Raw genomic sequence first — 19791 nt, 5'->3', positions numbered from 1 at the left:
TCCAGCCGAGGTCGAAGCGGTGCCTGACCGGCCGGCAGTTACAGCGTAATCATGGCTTGATTATCCTGCAGTCGCCTCCTGAAATTCTTTGTTTTCCTGTAATCCCATGTCTTCCGTCTTTCATTCGCCAAACCCGGCACATATATTCGCGGCGGTTTGCGAAACGAAACCGATGCCGAAGCGGGAGGCCCCAATGGCGACATTGCAGAATTTCGATGCCGAGATTGTCAAGACCAAGCAGGTCGTGCAGGACATGCGCACCAAGATTGAGCAGTCCGGTGCCGTGCTCGACACGCTCGCCACCGCCGACAAGAGGATCGGCGACGCCAATTTCGACATCGAGAATGCCCGCATCGAGGATGTGCTGAAGCAGCAGAAGGTGATGGAAGGCAATATCGCCGACCTGATCATCGGCCTCGAGGACGCCACCAACGTCTTCGGCGCCGAATTCGAGAGCATGAAGAACTACACCGGCTGGGAAAGTCTCGTCGGCGTCTTCTCCAGCCAGCGCAAGCAGCGCATGCGCACCGACCGCGTCCGCAACATGTCGCTGGCCGGCAATTTGCAGGAACTGCTGGCGAAGTCCGACACCATCGTCGGCATCCTCAAGGCGCAGAAGCAGGTTCTCGACACGCGCTACAAAACCTCCGAGGCCAGCCTGTCGCAGGTGATCGAGCGCCGCAAGACCACCATGTCCAATCTCGAGACCGTGCAGAAGCGCATCGAGGAACTCAACCCGATGCTGCTCGACATCGAGAACAAGATCGCCGCCTCGACCAGCCAGAAGGAGCGCACGCAGCTTGAAGGCGAACGCTCGAAACTGGCCACGGAATACAACGAGAAGCAGGCCAAGGAGCAGGAATTGCTGGCCGAAAGCCAGACGCTGGAGCGCTACACCTCGATGTTCCAGACCTTCGTCGATTCACTCAACAACCAGATCGCGGCGCAATCGACGCTGATCAACAAGCTGACCATCGATACCGAGCAGCGCATCGTGCTGTACAAGGCCCTGGAAGATTCGCTGAAGACCGCCGCCCAACAGGATGTCGCCCACAAGATCAACACGCTGGGCAGCCAGGTCGACAACACCGCCGAAGAGACCATGTCCGGCATTGGTGCTGCCTCGCAGAAGCACATTGGCGATCTGCTTGAAATGCACGAGAAGAACATGGTCGCCACCGCCGACATCCAGCGCCGCAAGAAGCTCGCCGACGATGCCTTCGCCCGCCGCTTCGACGACGTGATGAAGAAGCACAATTCGGCAAATTACGTGCAGTCGTAATTGCTGCACGTGCACTGCTCCCAAGGGCTGGCAGCATGACCCCCGAAAACGAAGCGGCGGCGCGCTATTTCTCGGCGATCGCGGCGGCACTTGGCGGCCTCGAAGTGTTCATGCGCGACGATCGCTCGCCGCTCTACCGGCATGGCATCGTCGCCAAGATCGTCGCCGAATACATCGCGCGGCTCGACAAGTCGTTCTCGTGTTGGCGCAACCGGCTGGGCTTCACCGAGACGTTCCGCATCTCGCGCGCCGAAAGCGGTTTTCCGGTCTTCCAGAACCTGCTCGAGCTGGAAAACGACCGCCGCCAGGCCGATGCGCGCCTCGCCAACCTCCCGTTGGCCGACGAGCTGCGCGAGGAAATGGCGGACTTCATCCTGCGCCACAAGGAATTCCCCGAAGCGCTGCAGAAGTCGATGGCCGAGCGGCTCTACCTCGAAGACGTCAAGAGCGAGACCACCTTTGGCCCGTTCACGCTGGCCCAGACGGCCAAGGTTTCGGTCAATCCGAAGACGTTGCGGCCCTATTATCTGGTCCACTGGGCCTGCTTCGACGGCAGCGCCAACCTGCCGCTGGTCTATATGCTGACGGTCGAGGATTCCTCCGACGACATGATCCGGCAGCTGGTCGACTCCGGCGGCAAGCTTAATGAGAGGGTCGACATTCCGCTGCCGGTCGACGGCTTGCTCAATCCCGAGCTCGCCCACCGTTTCGACGATTTCACCGAGAAGAATTCCGCCTACACGCTGTCGCCGGCGACCATCGCGGTCAACCTCGACAAGGATTTCGAACCGCTGCATCCCAAGCAGCTGCGTCGCGTCGTGCTCGGCCCGTTCTATTCTGCAGGGATTACCGACAACAATTCGACGGTAAGCGAAGTGCTGGCCAAGGTGCGCAAGCCGGAAAACGCCTGGCTGCTGACCTGGACCATCCAGGAGGTCTTTTCCAAGGCCGAGAAGCCAGGCCGCAAGGGGCTGTTCTCGAGCGAAAAGACGACGCAGGAATTCTTCATCAATACCGACGATCTCGAGGCTGCGCGCCAGGGCGTGTCGAGCTATGAGAACCATGCGCTGATCCCGCACGAGGCCTATCAGGCGCTCTATGCCGCCGGCGAGGCGCAGAAGATCTTTTCGGGCTACAAGGTCCACATCCTGTCCAAAGGGCAGGTCATCAGCGACGTCTGACCGTCAAATCGCGGAGCATCTTCCATGGACACCGGCCTGACCACCATCCCGGAAGCGGCAATTGAAAAGCACCGCGCCACTGCGCAAAGTTTCATCACCCGCATCGTCGTGCTGGAAGACCCATCGCGTGAGTCCGGCACAGCGCTTGCGGGCACCAACCGCCGCTTCGTCTCGACCGTCTCGGTCGGCTCGGTTCGCCGCACGCGCGAGGTCGAGCTCGCCAAAACCGTCGCCGCCGTCCATCCCGACGACCAATTGCTGACCATACCGCAGCACATGCTGTTGTTTCGCGCTCGGCGCGGGGCGGCAATAGCGCTAGCCATATCGGATGTCTTCGCCGAAGGCTCGGACCTCGAAAGCCTGCAGGCGAAAAACGCCCGCGCGCCGCTCGAAGGCGACGAAGCTGCCACCTTCAAGAAGCTGCTGTCGGCCTCTGCCTACATCTCCGCCTTCAGCCTCGCCTCCTATTTGTTCCAGCTGATCGACAGCGACGGCGAGGCGCCGAACGACACGCCCGAGCCGGACTTTCTGTTCGACACCCCGCAGGATGCGGTGAAGTCGATCGTGGCCGGGCTCGACAGGGCGATAGCAGGTTCGAAGGACGACGCCGACCTGATGACCCGCGCCCGCGCCTTTGCCCGCGTAGCCATCGACGGGCTGTTGGCGCGAAAGGGCCGCTTCGACGGCATCGGCCCGTTCGAGAACGCCCATATCCGCATCGACGTCGACGATTTTACCCTCGATGGTTTCGACGTCGCCCCTGGCAAGCGGGCAAAACCGCTGGTGATGACCTTCAAGAAACCGGAAGAGGTCGTCGGCAACCACATCGCCAAGTACCAGTCGGTAAAGCTCGCCAAGATGCTGATGGCGTACGACTTCGAGCGCGAGCTGAACCCATTCGTCGAGCTTGGCGGCTTCCTGTTCACGTTTATCGGCGACGGCGCGCCCGGCACCGGCAAGACGACGCTGATCCAGATGATCGCCGGCCTTCTCAACGGCTACTGCCAAGTCGCCGGCTATCCCTTCGCCTACGAAAATTTCGGCGTCGACCAGATCTCCTCCTACCAGGGCAAGTCCGGCCAGAACTGCCGCCAGTTCATCAACAATGTGCTGAACCCGCGCGTCATCGGCTTCGGCACCATCGACGATATCGACCAGGTCGCCGCACGCCGCTCAGACGACCGCGCCTCGGCCGGCCAGCAGGAAATCACCGGTGTGCTGATGGACGCATTTGCCGGCGCGGCAACCGTGGTGCGCGGCAATTGCTCGTTCGGCATGTTTTCCAACTATCCCGAAAACGTTGACGACGCATTGCGCCAGCGCGCCGGCGCCCGCTGGCTGGTCGACGGCCCGCAGAGCCGCGACGACTACATCGACATCTTCGTCCTGCTCGCCGGCAAGAACCACAAGATCCCGCTCGGCGACCACAAGCTCTATGCCGCTCAGGAAATCCAGCGCGCGGTGATGGAGGCTTACGAGGAGCATGAGAAGCCGCAGGAAGACGGGCTGATGAAGGTCTATGAGCGCTACATGAAGGAGAACGGCGCGCCGAAGTCGATGGCCGATATCGGCACCTATCTGCACTTGATCAAGGATGCCGAGCCGCGTTTCACCGGACGCGCCATCAAGAACGTCACCGACGCGATCAAGATGCGCGCCATGGACATCGAATTGCCCGACGAGTGGTTCGAGAAGCCGGAAGCCTTCATGCACAAAAGCTACGACGACAAGAAGGCGATGATCGAGGAACTGCGAGGGCCGTTCTCGATGGACATGGTCATGCAGGAGATCAACCGCTATGCGGATTCCGAATTCCGCTATTCCGACAAGTCGGACGATGCGGCGGTGACCAAGATGATCCGCGACACCCGTCTGCGGGAGCGTGCCGTCCGCGAGATCGAGGAGTTGAAGAAGAAGGGAATGTGGAATGCGTGATCTTCCTTCTCACCGGATAGCACTGTTTCCGGTGCGATGCATAAGCTCCCACAGCAACGCTGAAAGACGTGGCTCCAACGCTGACGCCCCCCTCTCCCCGTTCTTCACGGGGAGAGGGTAAGGGTGAGGGGCAGCGCATGCGTGGGCCAGAAATAGACACAACCAAGCGCGCAAGGCGCCTGCGTCAATCCGACAACGATGCAGAAACCGCGCTCTGGCTGGAATTGCGCGACCGCAGACTGAACGGCCATAAATTCGTACGGCAGTTGCCGATAGGCTCTTACTTCGTCGATTTCGCCTGCAGAGACTGCCAGCTCGTCGTCGAAGTCGATGGCAGTCAGCATGTCGGCAGCCAATATGATCGAATCCGAGATCGCTTCATCGTCTCCGATGGCTGGTCTATCCTTCGCTTTTGGAACGTAGACGTATTGAAGGAGCGGGAAGCAGTCCTTGAAACAGTGGTGGCTGCGATCGAAGGGCGCCTCGAACGCCATATCGAAACGCGTGATCTTCGATTTGTCGCCGCCAAAGGCTATGGAGAGACATGTCCTTGACCGTTTGCGCTGCCCCTCACCCTTACCCTCTCCCCGTGAAGAACGGGGAGAGGGGGGCGTCAGCGTTGGAGCTCGGTCATCCAGCGCAAGATCCGTTGGGACTACGCGCATGAGTCCTGCCAAGAAACCCGACCTGCTACGCGACAACGAGCTGATCTACGGCCGGCTGCTGACGGTCGACGAGCCGCATCTGATCCAGCGCTACAACAAGGCGATGGTCGCCTTCGGGCTGAAGCCGACCAAGCTGAAAAGCTTCGAGATCGACCGTACCGGCTTTTCGCCGCAGGTCGCCGAGGAATGCGGCGACTACAGCTACCTCGATCCGAACGAGGTCAACCGCCGCTTCATCATCCTGACGCCGTCGCAGATCGACCTGCCGGTGGTGCACACGGCTTTCTCCAACACCTCGCTGTTGATGTACGAGTTCATGTCGAAGAACCAGCGCGCCATCGATGCGCTGACAATCAAGGACGTCATCTACGGCGAGATCGAGGATTCAGTCCCCAAGGTCGACGACATCGAGGATCTGCTGTCGATCAACCAGGTCGAGTTCAAGGTGCTGTCGGCCGAGGACGTGCTGGGCAAGGCCGCCGAGCTCGGCAAGCTGGTCGACCGGCTGAAGCAGGAACCGGATGCCTGGCGCGACAATGCCATGCTTGCACACATGGTCGAGCTGGCGAAGGTCTGCGGCGACATCCGCGAGAATGCGCTGGTGCCGGACCAGGTGATCTTCCGCCACAACGCCTATTGGACCAGCCATTTCGGCGGGCTCTATGTGTTCGTCGATCCCGACGTGACGACGGTGATCAGCGACCCGGCAGCGCCGGGTTTCCGCCGTTCGCGGCCGTGGCAGGTGAGCTACCTCTCGATCCACGACGCCGACAAGGTGTTCAAGTTCCTCGCTTCGACCGGCCGCATCGAGCTGCCGCGCGCCTCATGGATCGAAACCTCCGGCTATCTCGAGCATCGCGCCGAAATGGTGGTGCGCGCGCTGATCCGCGACGCCGAGCCCGACCGCAATCTGACCGACGTCGACAAGGTCTGGCTGCAGACCTGGATCCACGGCCATGCCGATCTGATCGCCAGGGATGGCAATTTTCCCTTCCTCAACGCCGCCAAGCGCGAGATCGCTCAGCTCGGCCATCTCAAGATAGAGGATGTGTTCCCGCAGCAGCGCTTCCTGGTGATCCGCGCCAAGCCGGACCATCAAGACGCCTGGCTGACCAACCAGCTGATCTCGGACTTCGTGCCGCAGGACTTCGTTTCGCGTTACGTCTTCAACAAGCCGGGCTTCTACAGGGATTATGACGGCTTCAGCGACGCTTGGCGATCGCATGTTGTGGACGTTCTGAAAACCACATATTTGAAGGACAAGGTGGCGTTTCGCACACGCCTCTACGGCTTGACTGACTGAGGGGGTGACATCGCCATGCTTGATCCGATCGTGAATTTCTTCACCCGGATTTTCCAGTGGATTGGCCGCGGCATCGGCTTGCTCATCGGCGCGATCCTGTGGCCGTTCCTGTGGGCGGGGCGCTGGTACACGCAACGCGGCTGGATCCTGAAGGCGGTGCTCGGCCTGGCTGTCGTCGTGCTGATCGGCCTCTACATTAATTTCTTCTACGCCACCCAGTGGTGGAACAATTTCGACCCGAATTACGTCGACAAATACACGTTCGAAAAGCGCAACAGCTCCGCCGGTGAACAGGTCTCTGCAGGCGCCGGCACCGACACGGCCAAGACCTGCGGAAATTCAGCCATTGCCCAGGTTGCGGCCGACCTGACCGACTTCAACGTCAACCAGAATGCCTGGGTGTCGTCGATGATCCTCTACAAGCTCGGCCTGTTCGGCATCGACTGGGACCACACGCCGTTCATGGACAACAAGGCTTCGTTCCAGCGCGGCATCAACCAGGCGGTGCGGCGCACGGCGACCGAGCTTGCCGACAATCTCGGCCGCGTCCGCACCACCTCGCAGATCGACGCCGACCTGCAGGACGCCCGCGGCAATCTGCAGTTCGATGAGGAAACCTGGTACTTCGGCTTGAACCCGTTTGGTCCCAAGACGCCGACCCCGAGCTATTATCGCGACGCGGTGCGCAAGCTGCGTTCCTTCAACGCCCGTCTGGCAGCCTGCCAGGCCACGTTCGATGCCCGCGCCGACAATCTCAAGCAGTATATCGACCGCATCTCGTCCGACATCGGCTCGACCTCGGCGATCCTCAAGGAGCGTGCCGAAAACCACAACAATGGCTGGTTCGACACCCGTGCCGACGACCGCTTCTGGTTCGCCTATGGCCAGCTTTATGCCTATTACGGGCTGATGAAGGGCGCGCAGGCCGACTTCGAGGACGTCATCAAGGAAAAGCACCTGCAGAACCTGTGGGATACGATGGACGCGCAATTCGTCTCGGCGCTGCGCATCCAGCCCTTCATCATCGCCAATGGCCGCGAGGACGGCTGGCTGTTGCCGACACATCTGACGACGATGGGGTTTTACATACTCAGGGTCCGCTCGAACATGGTCGAGATCAGCAACGTGCTGACGCAGTAGCGGATCGTTCCGCGCAGCCGGCGCTGGTGAATTTGCGCCGTTGCTTCTGTCGCTTTTCGCGTATTACGCGGCTGTTTTGAGACGGCGGAACCGCGCCTGCTCTGGCTTCTATACGGCGCGGCGACCGGCGCGAAAAAAGAACCTGTAGCAGGGCAGCCGACCGCAGAGGCACTTTCTTCGTAGGAAACATAGTTGCATGAAAGTTGACGCCGCGGCAGCGACAGGGGTAGAACATGCCCGCGCCTGCAGTGCCGGGCTTGCGACCACAGTAATCGAATCCGTTCAATTCAGAGGGAAGCCGTCATGGCCGAAGTGAAGTCCGACATCGAGATCGCGCGCGGCGCCAGGAAGAAGCAGATCCAGGAGATCGGCCAGAAGATCGGCATTCCGAGCGAACATCTTCTGCCCTACGGCCACGACAAGGCGAAGATCTCGGCCGAGTTCATCAAGTCGGTGAAGGGCAACAAGGACGGCAAGCTGATCCTCGTGACCGCCATCAACCCGACACCGGCCGGCGAAGGCAAGACGACGACGACGGTGGGCTTGGGCGATGGCCTCAACCGCATCGGCAAGAAGGCCATCGTCTGCATCCGCGAGGCTTCGCTCGGACCGAATTTCGGCGTCAAGGGCGGTGCCGCCGGCGGCGGCTATGCGCAGGTCGTGCCGATGGAGGACATGAACCTCCACTTCACCGGCGATTTCCATGCCATCACCACCGCCCATAACTTGCTGTCGGCGCTGATCGACAACCATATCTATTGGGGCAACGAGCTCGGCATCGACACCCGCCGTGTCGTCTGGCGCCGCGTCATGGACATGAACGACCGGTCGCTGCGCGAGATCATCTGTTCGCTCGGCGGCGTCGCCAACGGTTTCCCGCGCGAGGCCGGTTTCGACATCACAGTCGCCTCGGAAGTCATGGCCATCCTGTGCCTGTCGACCGACCTGAAGGACCTGGAAAAGCGCCTCGGCGACATCATCGTCGCCTATCGTCGCGACAAGTCGGCCGTCTATGCCCGCGACCTCAAGGCCGACGGCGCGATGGCCGTACTCTTGAAGGACGCCATGCAGCCCAATCTCGTGCAGACGCTGGAGAACAACCCGGCTTTCGTCCATGGCGGCCCCTTCGCCAACATCGCGCATGGCTGCAACTCCGTCGTTGCCACCACGACGGCGCTGAAGCTTGCCGATTACGTCGTCACCGAAGCCGGTTTCGGCGCCGATCTCGGTGCCGAAAAGTTCTTCGACATCAAATGCCGCAAGGCCGGCCTGAGGCCGGCAGCGGCGGTCATCGTCGCCACGGTTCGCGCCATGAAGATGAATGGCGGCGTCAAGAAGGAGGAACTCGGCAAGGAGAACGTCGAGGCGGTCAAGAAGGGATGTGCGAATCTCGGCCGCCACATCGAGAACATCCGCCAGTTCGGTGTGCCGGCCGTGGTCGCCATCAACCATTTCTACTCCGACACCGAGGCAGAGATCCAGGCGATGAAGGATTATGTCGCCTCGATGGGCGAAGAGGCGATCCTGTGCAAGCACTGGGCTCAGGGATCGGCCGGCATCGAGGAACTGGCCAAAAGAGTCGTGGCGTTGGCCGAATCCGGCGCGTCGCAATTTGCCCCGCTCTATCCCGACGCCATGCCGCTGTTCGAGAAGATCAACACCATCGTCCAGCGCATCTATCGCGGTTCCGAAGCGATCGCCGACAAATCGGTGCGCGACCAGCTCCACGCCTGGGAGCACGCCGGCTACGGTCATTTGCCGGTCTGCATGGCCAAGACGCAATATTCCTTCTCCACCGATCCGAATCTGCGCGGCGCGCCGACCGGCCACACCGTGCCGGTGCGCGAGGTCAGGCTGTCTGCCGGCGCCGGCTTCGTCGTCATCATCTGCGGCGAGGTGATGACCATGCCCGGTCTGCCCAAAGCGCCATCCTCGGAAAAGATCTTCCTGAACGAAATGGGCCAGATCGAGGGCCTGTTCTAAGGATATCAACGCTCGAACGGCAAAGGGCGCCGCAACGCTGCGGCGCCCCTCTGCCTGCTCGCAATAGTCTCCTACGCCGCGCTTCGCGCCAGCGCGCGCTGGTTGGAGGCATAGGGTGTGTCGTGCTGGGGTACCACGCCGGTCTTCAGGCAATCGATCCATTCGGCGGTTTTGAGAACGGCCGCGAAGCGCGACTGCAATACGATCGTCACGACGCGATGGATTTCCTCGCCCGAAGCGTAGCCGGCGCTGTTGGCGTAGGGCAACGACCCCGTCGCGTCCGACAGGAACTCGACCTCAAAACCCATATGCACGGCATGGATGACCGTGGACAGATCGCAATTATGCGTCATGTAGCCGATGACCGTGATCGTATCGATAGAGTTGGCGCGCAGCCACTCCTCTAAATCCGTGCCGGTGAAGGCGCTGGGCAAGTTCTTTTCGATGTAGTGGTCGCGGTTTCGCCTGGCGATTTCCGGGTGCAACTCGGCGCCATGGCTGCCCTTGGCGAAGACCGATGAGGTTTCCGGTGCCAACTGCTTGATGACCACCACCTTGACGCCTGCCTCGGTGGCCGCGTCCATCGCTCGCGCCACATTGACGACGCTCTCGCGGAACGGCGGATGCTGGATGGCGAGGTTGCCGCCGTCATAGTCGTTCTGAACATCGATGACGATGAGGGCGCGGCGTGGAGCTTTGCCTTTGGCTGGGTCCGACATGGGGTTTTCCTTTCCCGTTTGGCATTGATGGGTGGACGATAAGCGCGGCGCCGGATCGCAAAAAGTGTCCCGATTGACATTGTTCGAAAGAATTGGGACAATCGGTGTCACCCTTTGCTGGAGCTCCCATGGCCGATCCTGTCGTTGCCGCCATCGCCTTCGATGGCATCAGCCCGTTTCATCTCTCCGTGCCGTGTCTCGTGTTCGGCGCGGATCGCACGACGCTCGGCCTGCCGCGCTTCGACTTCCGGGTCTGCGCGATTGAGAACGGGCGGATCCGCACTGATGCCGGGCTGACCATCAGTGTCCCGCACGGGCTTTCAGCGCTCGATGATGCCGACATCGTCATCGTGCCGAGTTGGAAGAATCTCGGGATCTCACCGCCGACGACACTGATCGAGGCGTTGCTTGGCGCGCACGAGCGCGGCGCGCTGATTGTCGGACTGTGCTTGGGAACGTTCGCTGTCGCGGCGACCGGATTGCTTTCGGGGCGGCGAGCCGCGACGCACTGGGCCTACGCGGATCAGCTGCAGGAACTCTATCCCGACATTCTCGTCGAACCAGAAGTGCTCTACATCGACGATGGCGATGTCGTGACATCCGCCGGCGTAGCCGCCGGGCTTGACTGCTGCCTGCACGTCGTACGGGCTCGTTACGGCGCGGAGGCAGCGCTTCGCCTTGCCCGGCAGATCGTGCTTTCTCCGCATCGGCAGGGCGGGCAGGCGCAATTCATCGAACGTCCCATCGCCAGGACCGGCAATGCGGACCGCTTCACCCAGGCTCTCGAAACGGTGCGCAAAACCCTGAGTGATCCGCACAGTCTGGACAGCGTTGCCGGTCTCGCCGGCCTCACTCGCCGGACGTTCACGCGCCGTTTCCAGAAAACGATCGGCACCAGTTTCGGCGACTGGCTGACCGACCAGCGTGTGCAACTGGCGCAGCGGCTGCTGGAAGCAACGGAAAAATCGATGGATACGGTTGCCTTCGAGGCCGGCTTCGGCAGCGCCACCTCGCTGCGCCAGCATTTCGCAGCGCGGCTCAGAACCTCGCCCGTGCAATACCGGCGCGAATTCTCGAGGAGTGTCGATTTGGATAGACGCGGCGCTTCACGCTGATCCGGCTCACCCGCTCCTGATTACCCGTGCCGGATTGCCGACCACCGTGGTGTTCGCCGCCACGTCGCGCGTCACCACGGCACCGGCGCCGACGATGGCGCCATCACCGATCCTGACCCCGCCGAGGATGATGGCACTGCCGCCGATCCAGACATTGTCGCCGATCTCGATCGGCCTGGCGATCTCCAGCCCTGCCCGCCGCCCGGCAGCCTGCTTGTGGTGCTCGGCGCAATAGATCTGCACATTCGGGCCGAGCAGCGTTCCCTTGCCGATGCGGACTTGCGCCGTATCGAGAATGGTGCAGCCGGCATTGAGGAAGACGCGGTCGCCGAGAAAGATGTTGAAGCCATAAGCGCAGTGGGACGGCGCTTCGATCCGGGCGCCCTCGCCTGCAGCGCCGAGCAGCGCCCGCAAGGCAGGCCCGATATCGCCGCGCTGTCGTGGTGGCAGGCTGTTGTGCTCGAACACCGCGTCGCGTGCCGTGATCCGCAGCGCCTCCAGTTCCGGGTCGAGGCAGCAATACCACTCGCCCGCCGCCATTTTCGTGCGTTCGCTCCCCGTCATGGCCGCAACTCCAGTCTCAATCTTTGCCAAGCACAACTGGTGAAAATACGGAAGCGCCGGCGGCGACACCACCTCTGGTCAAATACCGGACCTATGGTAGCTTGCTCTCTCGGACCTGTCCCAAGCCGGCCATCGAGGGATCAATCATGCTGTACATTCTTGCACTCCTGATTGGCATCGTTGCCGGGCTTCGCGCCATGACTGCGCCCGCCGCGGTCGCCTGGGGCGCCTGGCTAGGCTGGTTGCCGGTCACCGGCACCTGGGCGAGTTTCATGGGTCACTGGATCGCCGTCGGCATCTTCACCATCCTGGCCATCGCCGAACTGGTCACCGACCAGCTGCCATCGGCGCCGAGCCGCAAGGTGCCGCAGCAATTCGGCACGCGCATCGTCTTGGGCGCTTTCACCGGCGCGGTGATCGGCGCCACCGGCGGCGCCACCATCGGCGGCCTGATCGCCGGCGCCGTCGGCGCGGTGATCGGCACGTTGGGCGGCGCCGAGGCGCGTAAACGCCTGGCCACCGCCTTCGGCAAGGACCCGCCCGCCGCCTTCATCGAGGACGCGGTGGCGATCGTCGGCGGGCTTCTGATCGTGGCGGCGGTGGCATGACGGCAAAGACATTCGACGCCATCATCGTCGGTGCCGGGCAGGCCGGCCCACCGCTCGCCGGCCGGCTGAATGCGGCCGGCATGAGCGTGGCGCTGATCGAGCGAAAGCTGGTCGGCGGCACTTGCGTCAATACCGGCTGCACGCCGACCAAAACGATGGTGGCAAGCGCCTATGCCGCGCATCTCGCCCGCTGCGCCGCGGACTACGGTGTGACGCTCTCCGGTCCCATCGGCGTCAACTACAAGGCGATCAAGGCGCGCAAGGACAAAGTCTCGAACGATGCCCGCGGCAATCTCGAAGACTGGATTGCCGGCATGGACAAATGCACGCTCTATCGCGGCCATGCGCGCTTCGTGACCGCCAATACGGTGCGCGTCGGCGACGATCTGCTGAGCGCCGAAAAGATCTTCCTCAACACCGGCGGCCGCGCCTCGGTGCCCGACCTGCCCGGCCTCGACGGCATTTCTTACCTGACCAATTCGTCGATGATGGATCTCGACGTGCTGCCGCGCCATCTCATCGTCGTCGGCGGCAGCTATGTCTCGCTCGAATTCGCGCAGATGTTCCGCCGCTTCGGTTCCGAAGTCACGGTCATCGAAAAGAGCCCGCGCCTGATCGGCCGCGAGGACGATGACGTCTCGGACGCCATTTTGTCGATCCTCGAAAACGAAGCCATTGCCGTCCATCTCGGCGCCGACGATATCCGCTTCGCCAGGCGAGGCAACGAAATCGCCGTGACCTTCTCGCCAGGCAAGGCGGCTGCGGTCGGCTCGCATGTGCTGCTGGCCCTGGGCCGCACGCCAAACACCGACGATCTCGGCCTCGACAAAGCCGGCGTCGAGGTCGACAAACGCGGCTTCATCGTCGTCGACGACCAGCTGCGCACCAGCGTGCCCGGCATCTGGGCGATGGGCGACTGCAACGGCAAGGGCGCCTTCACCCACACCTCGTACAATGACTACGAGATTGTCGCCGCCAACCTGCTCGACAACGATCCGCGCAAGGTCAGCGACCGCATCGAGGCCTATGCGCTCTATATCGACCCACCACTCGGCCGCTGCGGCATGACCGAAGCCGCGGTAAGGAAATCCGGCCGCCGCGCCCTTGTCGGCCAGCGGCCAATGACCCGCGTCAGCCGTGCCGTCGAAAAAGGTGAGACGCAAGGCTTCATGAAGATCCTGGTCGATGCCGACACCAAGGAAATCCTCGGCTGTTCGGTGCTCGGCCCGGGTGGCGACGAGGCAGTGCACTGCGTGCTCGATCTGATGTATGCCAAGGCGCCGGTCAGTACGCTGGCGCGCGCGGTGCACATCCACCCGAACGTCTCGGAGCTTCTGCCGACCATCGCCCAGGAATTGAAGCCGCTGGCATAGGCCGGGCGCAGGCGTTATCTCGCGATCCTTTGAGCGCCAAGCCCGGATAGAGCCGTGCGCCCATAGCGCGAAAAGCTGGACCAATCGACAGTGTATTGGCGAAAGGGCATGTGTTCGGTCTCGTTTCCTGGAGACAGTCCATGCAGAAATCCATCGAACGCATCGCCGGCGACAGCGAGGGCGTTTCCTACGAATTCCCCGTCTTCCGCTTCACCGGAACGGACAAGACAGCGCCTTCGGCCTATCTGCAGGCGGCACTTCATGCCGGCGAATTGCCGGGCGTCGTTGCCATCGATGCGCTGATGCCGATGCTCAGCAGGGCGGAAGCCGAAGGCCGCATCAGCGGCAATATGACCATCGTGCCCTGGGCCAATCCGATCGGCCGCGCGCAATATCTCTATGGCGACCATCAGGGCCGCTTCCATCTGGGGACGCGCACCAATTTCAATCGCGGCTTTCCGCGGCTCGCCGCGCCCGACCTCACGCTCCTGCCGGCGCACGGCACGGTCGATCAGCGGCTGAAGACGCGGCTGCTGCAGCTCTCCATCGGCCACGACATCGTGCTCGACCTGCACTGCGACGATGAAGGCCTCGCCTACCTCTACGTCCACACCAGCCTGTGGCCGGCCATGGCGGATTGTGCGGCGGCTATGGGCGTCGATGCGGTGATGCTGTGGCACGAAGATCCCGACGGCACCTTCGAAGGCGCCTCGATCATGCCGTATCAGAACGTTCCCGCCGACGTCGCGCGCCTCGATCGGCGCGTCGCCACCACCGTCGAATATCGCGGCATACTCGATGTCGACGGCGCCCTCGCCGGCGCCGATGCCGAAGGGCTCTACCGGCTGCTGGTGGCGCGCGGCGTCATCCGGGATCAGGCGCTGCCCGCGCCTGGCGGCTTCGGAGGGCTCGTCGCGCCGATCGAAAACATCGAGATGATGCCGGCGCCCCGCTCGGGCGCGATCCTCTACCACGTGAAGCCGGGCGACCGCGTCACCAAGGGTGCGCGCCTTGCCACCATCGTCCACGCGCCGGGTGAGCCCGACGGCCGCACGGAAGTGTTGGCGCCTCAGGCCGGCCTCATCCTGACACGGCGTTCCCGCCGCATCATCCGCGCCGGCGAAGACCTCTTGAAGCTGGTCGGCGACAGGAAGAGTGCCGATGCAAGGTCGGGGACGCTGGAGGACTGATGCAACCCGCCAGGCTACCCCGAAATCGCCTGTCGCGCCTTGGTCTCCAGCCATTCGGCCATCTGCCGGTAAGGCACCGGACCATGGCTCACGCGGGCGACGCCGAGTTCGGCAAGCCTCTGGCGCGGCGGCACATGCGCCAGTGCAATGATGTTGACCGGCAATGCCGTTGCCTGGCAGAGCGCCTCGATCAGGCCTTCATCGGCAAGCCCCGGCGCAAAGAAGCCATGCGCTCCGGCCCTTTCGTAGGCGTGCGCCCGCTCGATCGCCTGATCGAGGAGAGCCTTGTCGTGCGCACCCGGTTTCGCCTTCAGGAAAATGTCGGTTCGGGCGTTGATGAAGGCCGGAATACCCGAGGTCTTCACGGCCGCTGCGGCGGCTTCGATCCGCCTCACCTGTATGGCGATGTCGTGCAGCCCACTGCCGCCGACAATCTGATCCTCGAAATTAAAGCCGACGGCTCCAGCCTGCACGGCGAGCGCCACGCTGCGGGCGACAACCTCCGGAGCGACCCCGTAACCGCCCTCGAGGTCCATGGTTACCGGCAGATCCACCGCCGCAACGATGCGTTTGATGTTTTCGAGCGCCAGTTCCAACGGGATTTTCTCGCCATCGGCGAATCCGAAAGCGGCCGCGACCGGCCAGCTTCCGGTGGCGATGGCCTTGGCCCCTGCTTGCTCGATGATCTTGGCGGAGCCCGGGTCCCAGGCATTGTAGAGGACAATCGGGTTTCCCTTGACATGGAGGGAATGGAACGTCCGTGCGCGGTCGATCTGCTCGGTCATCGATGTTTTCCCGTCTTCCTGCTGTTTGATGCAGAGTCTAGGCAGGACTGCCGGTCTTGGCCATGTGCCATGGGTTGCGAAAGCAGCAGCCACCCCACAGATTTTCAAACCTGTTGCGCATACCGCTTTTCGCGGCTATGGATTTCGCCATGAATATGCGTTCGATCAAGACCATTTGGTGGTGGGCTCGCTGACAGCGGCCTGTTCGAACGCGTTCGCGTGACAATAGAAGGTGGCCGCAGCGGAATGTCCGGGCGGCCATTTGTTTTTTTCAAGCCATTCCCGGGTCCGTTGCCCCAAAGACGCTGATGGAGACGGCAATGACGACGAAAATTCTGGAGAATGGCGCCGAGCGCTTCGTCACCGCGGGTGGCGTGGCGATTACCCGCCAGCGCCATGACCGGCCATATGAGGGCGCGATCGACGGCTATGTCGATGGCCTGAATTCGCGCCGCGGCGCCGTGTTTTCCTCGAATTACGAATATCCCGGCCGTTATACGCGCTGGGATACCGCCATCATCGATCCGCCGCTGGTGATCTCGGCACGCGGCCGCGCCATGCGCATCGAGGCGCTGAACCGCCGTGGCGAGGTGCTTTTGCCGGTGATCGGTACGGTGCTTGCTGGCCTTGACGATGTCACGATCGCCGAGACGTCGAACAAACTCATCCGCCTCGAGGTCGCCAAGCCCGGCCGTGTCTTCACCGAAGAGGAACGCAGCCGCGTTCCCTCCGTGTTCACCGTGCTGCGCGCCATCACTGCTTTGTTCAAGACCGAGGAAGACGCCAATCTCGGCCTCTATGGCGCCTTCGGCTACGACCTCGCCTTCCAGTTCGATCCGGTCGACTACAAGCTCGAGCGCAAGCCAAGCCAGCGCGATCTCGTGCTGTTCCTGCCCGACGAGATCCTCGTCGTCGACCACTATTCCACCAAGGCCTGGACCGACCGCTACGACTATTCCGGCGACGGCTTTTCGACCGAAGGCCTGCCGCGCGACGAAATCGTCGAGCCGTTCAGGACCGCCGACCGGATCCCGCCGCGCGGCGACCACGAGCCCGGCGAATATGCCAAGCTGGTGCGCAAGGCGATGAAGAGCTTTGAGCGCGGCGACCTGTTCGAAGTGGTGCCGGGGCAGATGTTCTACGAACGCTGCGAAACCCAGCCCTCCGAGATTTCCCGCAAGCTGAAGAGCATCAATCCCTCGCCCTATTCCTTCTTCATCAATCTCGGCGAGGGCGAATATCTGATCGGCGCCTCGCCGGAAATGTTCGTTCGCGTCAACGGCCGCCGCGTCGAGACCTGCCCGATCTCCGGCACTATCAAGCGCGGCGACGATGCCATTTCCGATAGCGAGCAGATCCTCAAGCTGCTCAATTCCAAGAAGGACGAGTCCGAACTCACCATGTGCTCGGATGTCGACCGCAACGACAAGTCGAGGGTCTGCGAGCCGGGCTCGGTGCGCGTCATCGGCCGTCGCCAGATCGAGATGTATTCGCGCCTGATCCACACCGTCGACCACATTGAGGGACGGCTGCGCGAAGGCATGGACGCCTTCGACGCCTTCCTGTCGCATGCCTGGGCCGTCACCGTCACCGGCGCGCCGAAATTATGGGCCATGCGCTTCATCGAGCAGAACGAGAAGAGCCCGCGCGCCTGGTATGGCGGGGCGATCGGCATGGTCAATTTCAACGGTGACATGAACACCGGCCTGACGCTTCGCACCATCCGCATCAAGGACGGCATTGCCGAGGTGCGCGCCGGCGCCACGCTGCTCTTCGACAGCATACCCGAAGAAGAAGAAGCCGAAACCGAACTGAAGGCATCCGCCATGATCTCCGCCATCCGCGACGCCAAGTCAGGCAATGCCGCCAGCACCGAACGCAGCACCGCGCGGGTCGGCGATGGCGTCAACATCCTGCTGGTCGACCACGAGGACTCCTTCGTCCATACGCTGGCCAACTATTTCCGCCAGACCGGCGCCAATGTCTCGACGGTGCGCACGCCGGTGCCGGACGAGGTCTTCGACCGGCTGAAGCCAAACCTGGTCGTGCTGTCGCCCGGCCCCGGCACGCCGAAGGACTTCGACTGCGCCGCCACCATCAAGCGAGCCCGTGCGCGCGACCTGCCGATCTTCGGCGTCTGCCTCGGGCTGCAGGCGCTGGCCGAGGCCTATGGCGGCGAGCTGCGGCAATTGCACATCCCGATGCATGGCAAGCCGTCGCGCATCCGCGTGTCGAAGCCGGGCATCATCTTCTCCGGCCTGCCCAAGGAGGTGACGGTCGGCCGCTATCATTCTATCTTCGCCGATCCGGTGCGGCTGCCCGATGGTTTTGTCGTTACCGCCGAGACCGAGGACGGCATCATCATGGCCTTCGAGCACCGCAAGGAGCCGATCGCCGCTGTGCAGTTCCACCCGGAATCGATCATGACGCTCGGCCACAATGCCGGCATGCGCATCATCGAGAACATCGTCGCGCACCTGCCGCGCAAGGCCAAGGAAAAGGCCGCTTAATTCGAGGGCTCAGTGTTGGGATTTCTTCCCCAGTGACCGCGGCAGAAATCAAAGCAGCCGCCAGGCAGAAGGTCGCCAGCCTCGCTTTCTGGTCGATCGTCGTCGCCTTCGTCGTGCTCGGCCTCAAGCTGGTGGCCTGGTACGTCACCGGTTCGGTTGCGCTTTATTCGGACGCGCTGGAATCGATCGTCAACGTCATTGCCTCGGCCGCCGCCTATTGGGCGATCCAGGTCAGCTACAAGCCAGCCGACCAGGACCATCCGTTCGGCCACCACAAGGCCGAGTATTTCTCGGCCGTCCTGGAAGGCGTGCTGATCGTGCTTGCCGCCCTGCTCATCCTCAACGAGGTCTGGTGGTCGTGGCAGCATCCGGCCCCGCTCGAACAGCCATGGACCGGCCTTGCCGTCAACGGCGTCGCAACCGTCATCAACGCCGTCTGGGCCTTGACGCTGATCCGCACCGGACGGAGTGAAAAATCACCGGCGCTGGTTGCCGACGGCAGGCATATCATGACCGACGTAGCGACCTCGGTCGGTGTGTTCATTGGCCTGGTCGGCGCCGTGCTGACCGGCTGGCAGGTTCTCGATCCGGCTCTTGCGGTGATCGTGGCGCTGAACATCCTGTGGCAGGGCTGGCACGTCATCGGCTCGTCGATGAACGGGCTGATGGACCGCGCCGTCGACACCCAGGAACATATCCGTATCCGCGACATCATCTCTGCCAATTGCAAGGGCGCGCTCGAGGTCCACGACCTGAAGACGCGCATCGCCGGCCGCGCCACCTTCATCGAGTTCCATCTGGTCGTCGACGCCGACATGTCGGTCGGCGCCAGCCACGTCATCTGCGACCGCATCGAGGACGCGCTGCGGGCAGAGATTCCTTCGGTTCGCGTCATCATCCATGTCGAGCCCGACGACGAAGCGAAACTGCCCAAGGGCACGACGGCCGTGCCGTTCGCGTGAAGCAATTCGCGCAGAAAAATCGCTCAGTCGTGATCCTTCGCGCCCCCCTCTGTCCTGCCGGACATCTCCCCCACAAGTGGGGAGATTGGCCGTCACCGCGGCTTTTGCCAATAGCCATAGTCGCAGGAGTGAGTGACGCGAGGAAGCTGCCGATCTCCCCCCAAGTGGGGGAGATGTCCGGCAGGACAGAGGGGGGCGCGAAGGATCGCTGTAGCCCTCATTCCGAGCCGCTGCGCGCCATGGATTCGAGGATCTGATCCGACGGACTTTCCAGAGCCGCCTCCGCGAAATCGTCATCAAGCGGACCGATCACTCTGTCCAGCCAAGCCCAATCCTGCGCAAGAGGCTCGATAATGACGCTCTGGCCGTGGCGGCTGATGAAAACCTCTTTGGTGTCGAAACGGTACTCCTTCGGCAAGCGCACCGCCTGCGAGCGGCCGGACCAAAACACCCTTGTCTTGCGCATGGCATCCACC

The 19791-nt window shown here is 62.5% G+C and carries 17 protein-coding genes; 13 read left to right on the top strand and 4 right to left on the bottom strand.

What is annotated here, in order from left to right:
* Nucleotides 1–193: 193 nt before the first annotated feature.
* The 7 genes from NKJ93_RS24905 to NKJ93_RS24875 all read left to right on the top strand — a co-directional run bounded on the left by NKJ93_RS24905 (nt 194) and on the right by NKJ93_RS24875 (nt 9489).
* The gene (locus NKJ93_RS24905; RefSeq protein WP_352591713.1) at nt 194–1282 is read left to right on the top strand and encodes a hypothetical protein; all 1089 of its coding nucleotides are present in this window, start codon (nt 194–196) and stop codon (nt 1280–1282) included.
* A gap of 35 nt (nt 1283–1317) precedes the next feature.
* The gene (locus NKJ93_RS24900) at nt 1318–2463 is read left to right on the top strand and encodes a hypothetical protein (RefSeq protein WP_352591710.1); all 1146 of its coding nucleotides are present in this window, start codon (nt 1318–1320) and stop codon (nt 2461–2463) included.
* 24 nt (nt 2464–2487) lie between these two features.
* The gene (locus NKJ93_RS24895; RefSeq protein ID WP_352591707.1) at nt 2488–4398 is read left to right on the top strand and encodes an AAA family ATPase; all 1911 of its coding nucleotides are present in this window, start codon (nt 2488–2490) and stop codon (nt 4396–4398) included.
* Between the two features lie 137 nt (nt 4399–4535).
* On the top strand, nt 4536–4952 hold the full coding sequence (locus NKJ93_RS24890; RefSeq protein WP_084642682.1) for an endonuclease domain-containing protein: 417 nt from the start codon (nt 4536–4538) through the stop codon (nt 4950–4952).
* A 109-nt stretch (nt 4953–5061) separates the two neighbouring features.
* Complete coding sequence (locus NKJ93_RS24885) at nt 5062–6366, top strand: DUF6638 family protein (protein ID WP_352494784.1); 1305 nt, start codon at nt 5062–5064, stop codon at nt 6364–6366.
* A gap of 15 nt (nt 6367–6381) precedes the next feature.
* Complete coding sequence (locus NKJ93_RS24880) at nt 6382–7506, top strand: DUF2333 family protein (protein ID WP_023719239.1); 1125 nt, start codon at nt 6382–6384, stop codon at nt 7504–7506.
* 303 nt (nt 7507–7809) lie between these two features.
* Entirely contained in the window at nt 7810–9489 is a 1680-nt protein-coding gene (locus tag NKJ93_RS24875; RefSeq protein ID WP_352494783.1) for a formate--tetrahydrofolate ligase, read from the top strand.
* Nucleotides 9490–9560: 71 nt separating this feature from the next.
* Here the strand turns inward: NKJ93_RS24875 and NKJ93_RS24870 are convergent, their stop codons facing one another.
* Nucleotides 9561–10208: a cysteine hydrolase family protein gene (locus NKJ93_RS24870; RefSeq protein WP_352482061.1), complete on the bottom strand. Its 648-nt coding sequence runs from the start codon at nt 10206–10208 to the stop codon at nt 9561–9563.
* Nucleotides 10209–10336: 128 nt separating this feature from the next.
* Between NKJ93_RS24870 and NKJ93_RS24865 the strand changes: the two genes are divergently transcribed.
* On the top strand, nt 10337–11323 hold the full coding sequence (locus tag NKJ93_RS24865) for a helix-turn-helix domain-containing protein (RefSeq protein WP_352591704.1): 987 nt from the start codon (nt 10337–10339) through the stop codon (nt 11321–11323).
* 6 nt (nt 11324–11329) lie between these two features.
* On the opposite strand, the gene NKJ93_RS24860 is transcribed toward NKJ93_RS24865, so the two are convergent.
* On the bottom strand, nt 11330–11887 hold the full coding sequence (locus tag NKJ93_RS24860) for a sugar O-acetyltransferase (protein ID WP_352591702.1): 558 nt from the start codon (nt 11885–11887) through the stop codon (nt 11330–11332).
* 146 nt (nt 11888–12033) lie between these two features.
* On the opposite strand from NKJ93_RS24860, the gene NKJ93_RS24855 reads away from it, so the two are divergent.
* From NKJ93_RS24855 to NKJ93_RS24845, 3 genes are all read left to right on the top strand, one after another.
* Nucleotides 12034–12495, top strand: a complete 462-nt coding sequence (locus NKJ93_RS24855) for a DUF4126 domain-containing protein (RefSeq protein WP_352482058.1) — start codon at nt 12034–12036, stop codon at nt 12493–12495.
* Complete coding sequence (locus NKJ93_RS24850) at nt 12492–13868, top strand: FAD-containing oxidoreductase (protein ID WP_352591699.1); 1377 nt, start codon at nt 12492–12494, stop codon at nt 13866–13868. Before NKJ93_RS24855 ends, NKJ93_RS24850 begins: the two co-directional genes overlap by 4 nt.
* 140 nt (nt 13869–14008) lie before the next feature.
* Nucleotides 14009–15058 (top strand): M14 family metallopeptidase, encoded by a 1050-nt coding sequence (locus NKJ93_RS24845; RefSeq protein WP_352591697.1) that lies wholly within the window; start codon nt 14009–14011, stop codon nt 15056–15058.
* Nucleotides 15059–15072: 14 nt separating this feature from the next.
* On the opposite strand, the gene NKJ93_RS24840 is transcribed toward NKJ93_RS24845, so the two are convergent.
* Nucleotides 15073–15843 (bottom strand): isocitrate lyase/PEP mutase family protein, encoded by a 771-nt coding sequence (locus NKJ93_RS24840; protein WP_352482053.1) that lies wholly within the window; start codon nt 15841–15843, stop codon nt 15073–15075.
* Nucleotides 15844–16163: 320 nt separating this feature from the next.
* On the opposite strand from NKJ93_RS24840, the gene NKJ93_RS24835 reads away from it, so the two are divergent.
* On the top strand, nt 16164–18353 hold the full coding sequence (locus tag NKJ93_RS24835) for an anthranilate synthase (protein WP_352494779.1): 2190 nt from the start codon (nt 16164–16166) through the stop codon (nt 18351–18353).
* A 32-nt stretch (nt 18354–18385) separates the two neighbouring features.
* Nucleotides 18386–19315 (top strand): cation diffusion facilitator family transporter, encoded by a 930-nt coding sequence (locus NKJ93_RS24830; RefSeq protein ID WP_023719249.1) that lies wholly within the window; start codon nt 18386–18388, stop codon nt 19313–19315.
* A 217-nt stretch (nt 19316–19532) separates the two neighbouring features.
* On the opposite strand, the gene NKJ93_RS24825 is transcribed toward NKJ93_RS24830, so the two are convergent.
* Entirely contained in the window at nt 19533–19781 is a 249-nt protein-coding gene (locus NKJ93_RS24825; protein ID WP_023719250.1) for an antitoxin, read from the bottom strand.
* Nucleotides 19782–19791: the final 10 nt, after the last annotated feature.

The organism is Mesorhizobium sp. M0028 (assembly GCF_040323855.1).
Lineage (GTDB): Bacteria > Pseudomonadota > Alphaproteobacteria > Rhizobiales > Rhizobiaceae > Mesorhizobium.
Note: the sequence above shows the minus strand (reverse complement) of the source record. Positions and strands in the feature narration are given on the sequence as shown.

What these genes read in the sequence shown, in the direction of transcription:
- NKJ93_RS24905 (WP_352591713.1), top strand. Translation starts at nt 194, where the DNA reads ATGGCGACATTGCAGAATTTCGATGCCGAGATTGTCAAGACCAAGCAG.
- NKJ93_RS24900 (WP_352591710.1), top strand. Translation starts at nt 1,318, where the DNA reads ATGACCCCCGAAAACGAAGCGGCGGCGCGCTATTTCTCGGCGATCGCG.
- NKJ93_RS24895 (WP_352591707.1), top strand. Translation starts at nt 2,488, where the DNA reads ATGGACACCGGCCTGACCACCATCCCGGAAGCGGCAATTGAAAAGCAC.
- NKJ93_RS24890 (WP_084642682.1), top strand. Translation starts at nt 4,536, where the DNA reads ATGCGTGGGCCAGAAATAGACACAACCAAGCGCGCAAGGCGCCTGCGT.
- NKJ93_RS24885 (WP_352494784.1), top strand. Translation starts at nt 5,062, where the DNA reads ATGAGTCCTGCCAAGAAACCCGACCTGCTACGCGACAACGAGCTGATC.
- NKJ93_RS24880 (WP_023719239.1), top strand. Translation starts at nt 6,382, where the DNA reads ATGCTTGATCCGATCGTGAATTTCTTCACCCGGATTTTCCAGTGGATT.
- NKJ93_RS24875 (WP_352494783.1), top strand. Translation starts at nt 7,810, where the DNA reads ATGGCCGAAGTGAAGTCCGACATCGAGATCGCGCGCGGCGCCAGGAAG.
- NKJ93_RS24870 (WP_352482061.1), bottom strand. Translation starts at nt 10,208, where the DNA reads ATGTCGGACCCAGCCAAAGGCAAAGCTCCACGCCGCGCCCTCATCGTC.
- NKJ93_RS24865 (WP_352591704.1), top strand. Translation starts at nt 10,337, where the DNA reads ATGGCCGATCCTGTCGTTGCCGCCATCGCCTTCGATGGCATCAGCCCG.
- NKJ93_RS24860 (WP_352591702.1), bottom strand. Translation starts at nt 11,887, where the DNA reads ATGACGGGGAGCGAACGCACGAAAATGGCGGCGGGCGAGTGGTATTGC.
- NKJ93_RS24855 (WP_352482058.1), top strand. Translation starts at nt 12,034, where the DNA reads ATGCTGTACATTCTTGCACTCCTGATTGGCATCGTTGCCGGGCTTCGC.
- NKJ93_RS24850 (WP_352591699.1), top strand. Translation starts at nt 12,492, where the DNA reads ATGACGGCAAAGACATTCGACGCCATCATCGTCGGTGCCGGGCAGGCC.
- NKJ93_RS24845 (WP_352591697.1), top strand. Translation starts at nt 14,009, where the DNA reads ATGCAGAAATCCATCGAACGCATCGCCGGCGACAGCGAGGGCGTTTCC.
- NKJ93_RS24840 (WP_352482053.1), bottom strand. Translation starts at nt 15,843, where the DNA reads ATGACCGAGCAGATCGACCGCGCACGGACGTTCCATTCCCTCCATGTC.
- NKJ93_RS24835 (WP_352494779.1), top strand. Translation starts at nt 16,164, where the DNA reads ATGACGACGAAAATTCTGGAGAATGGCGCCGAGCGCTTCGTCACCGCG.
- NKJ93_RS24825 (WP_023719250.1), bottom strand. Translation starts at nt 19,781, where the DNA reads ATGCGCAAGACAAGGGTGTTTTGGTCCGGCCGCTCGCAGGCGGTGCGC.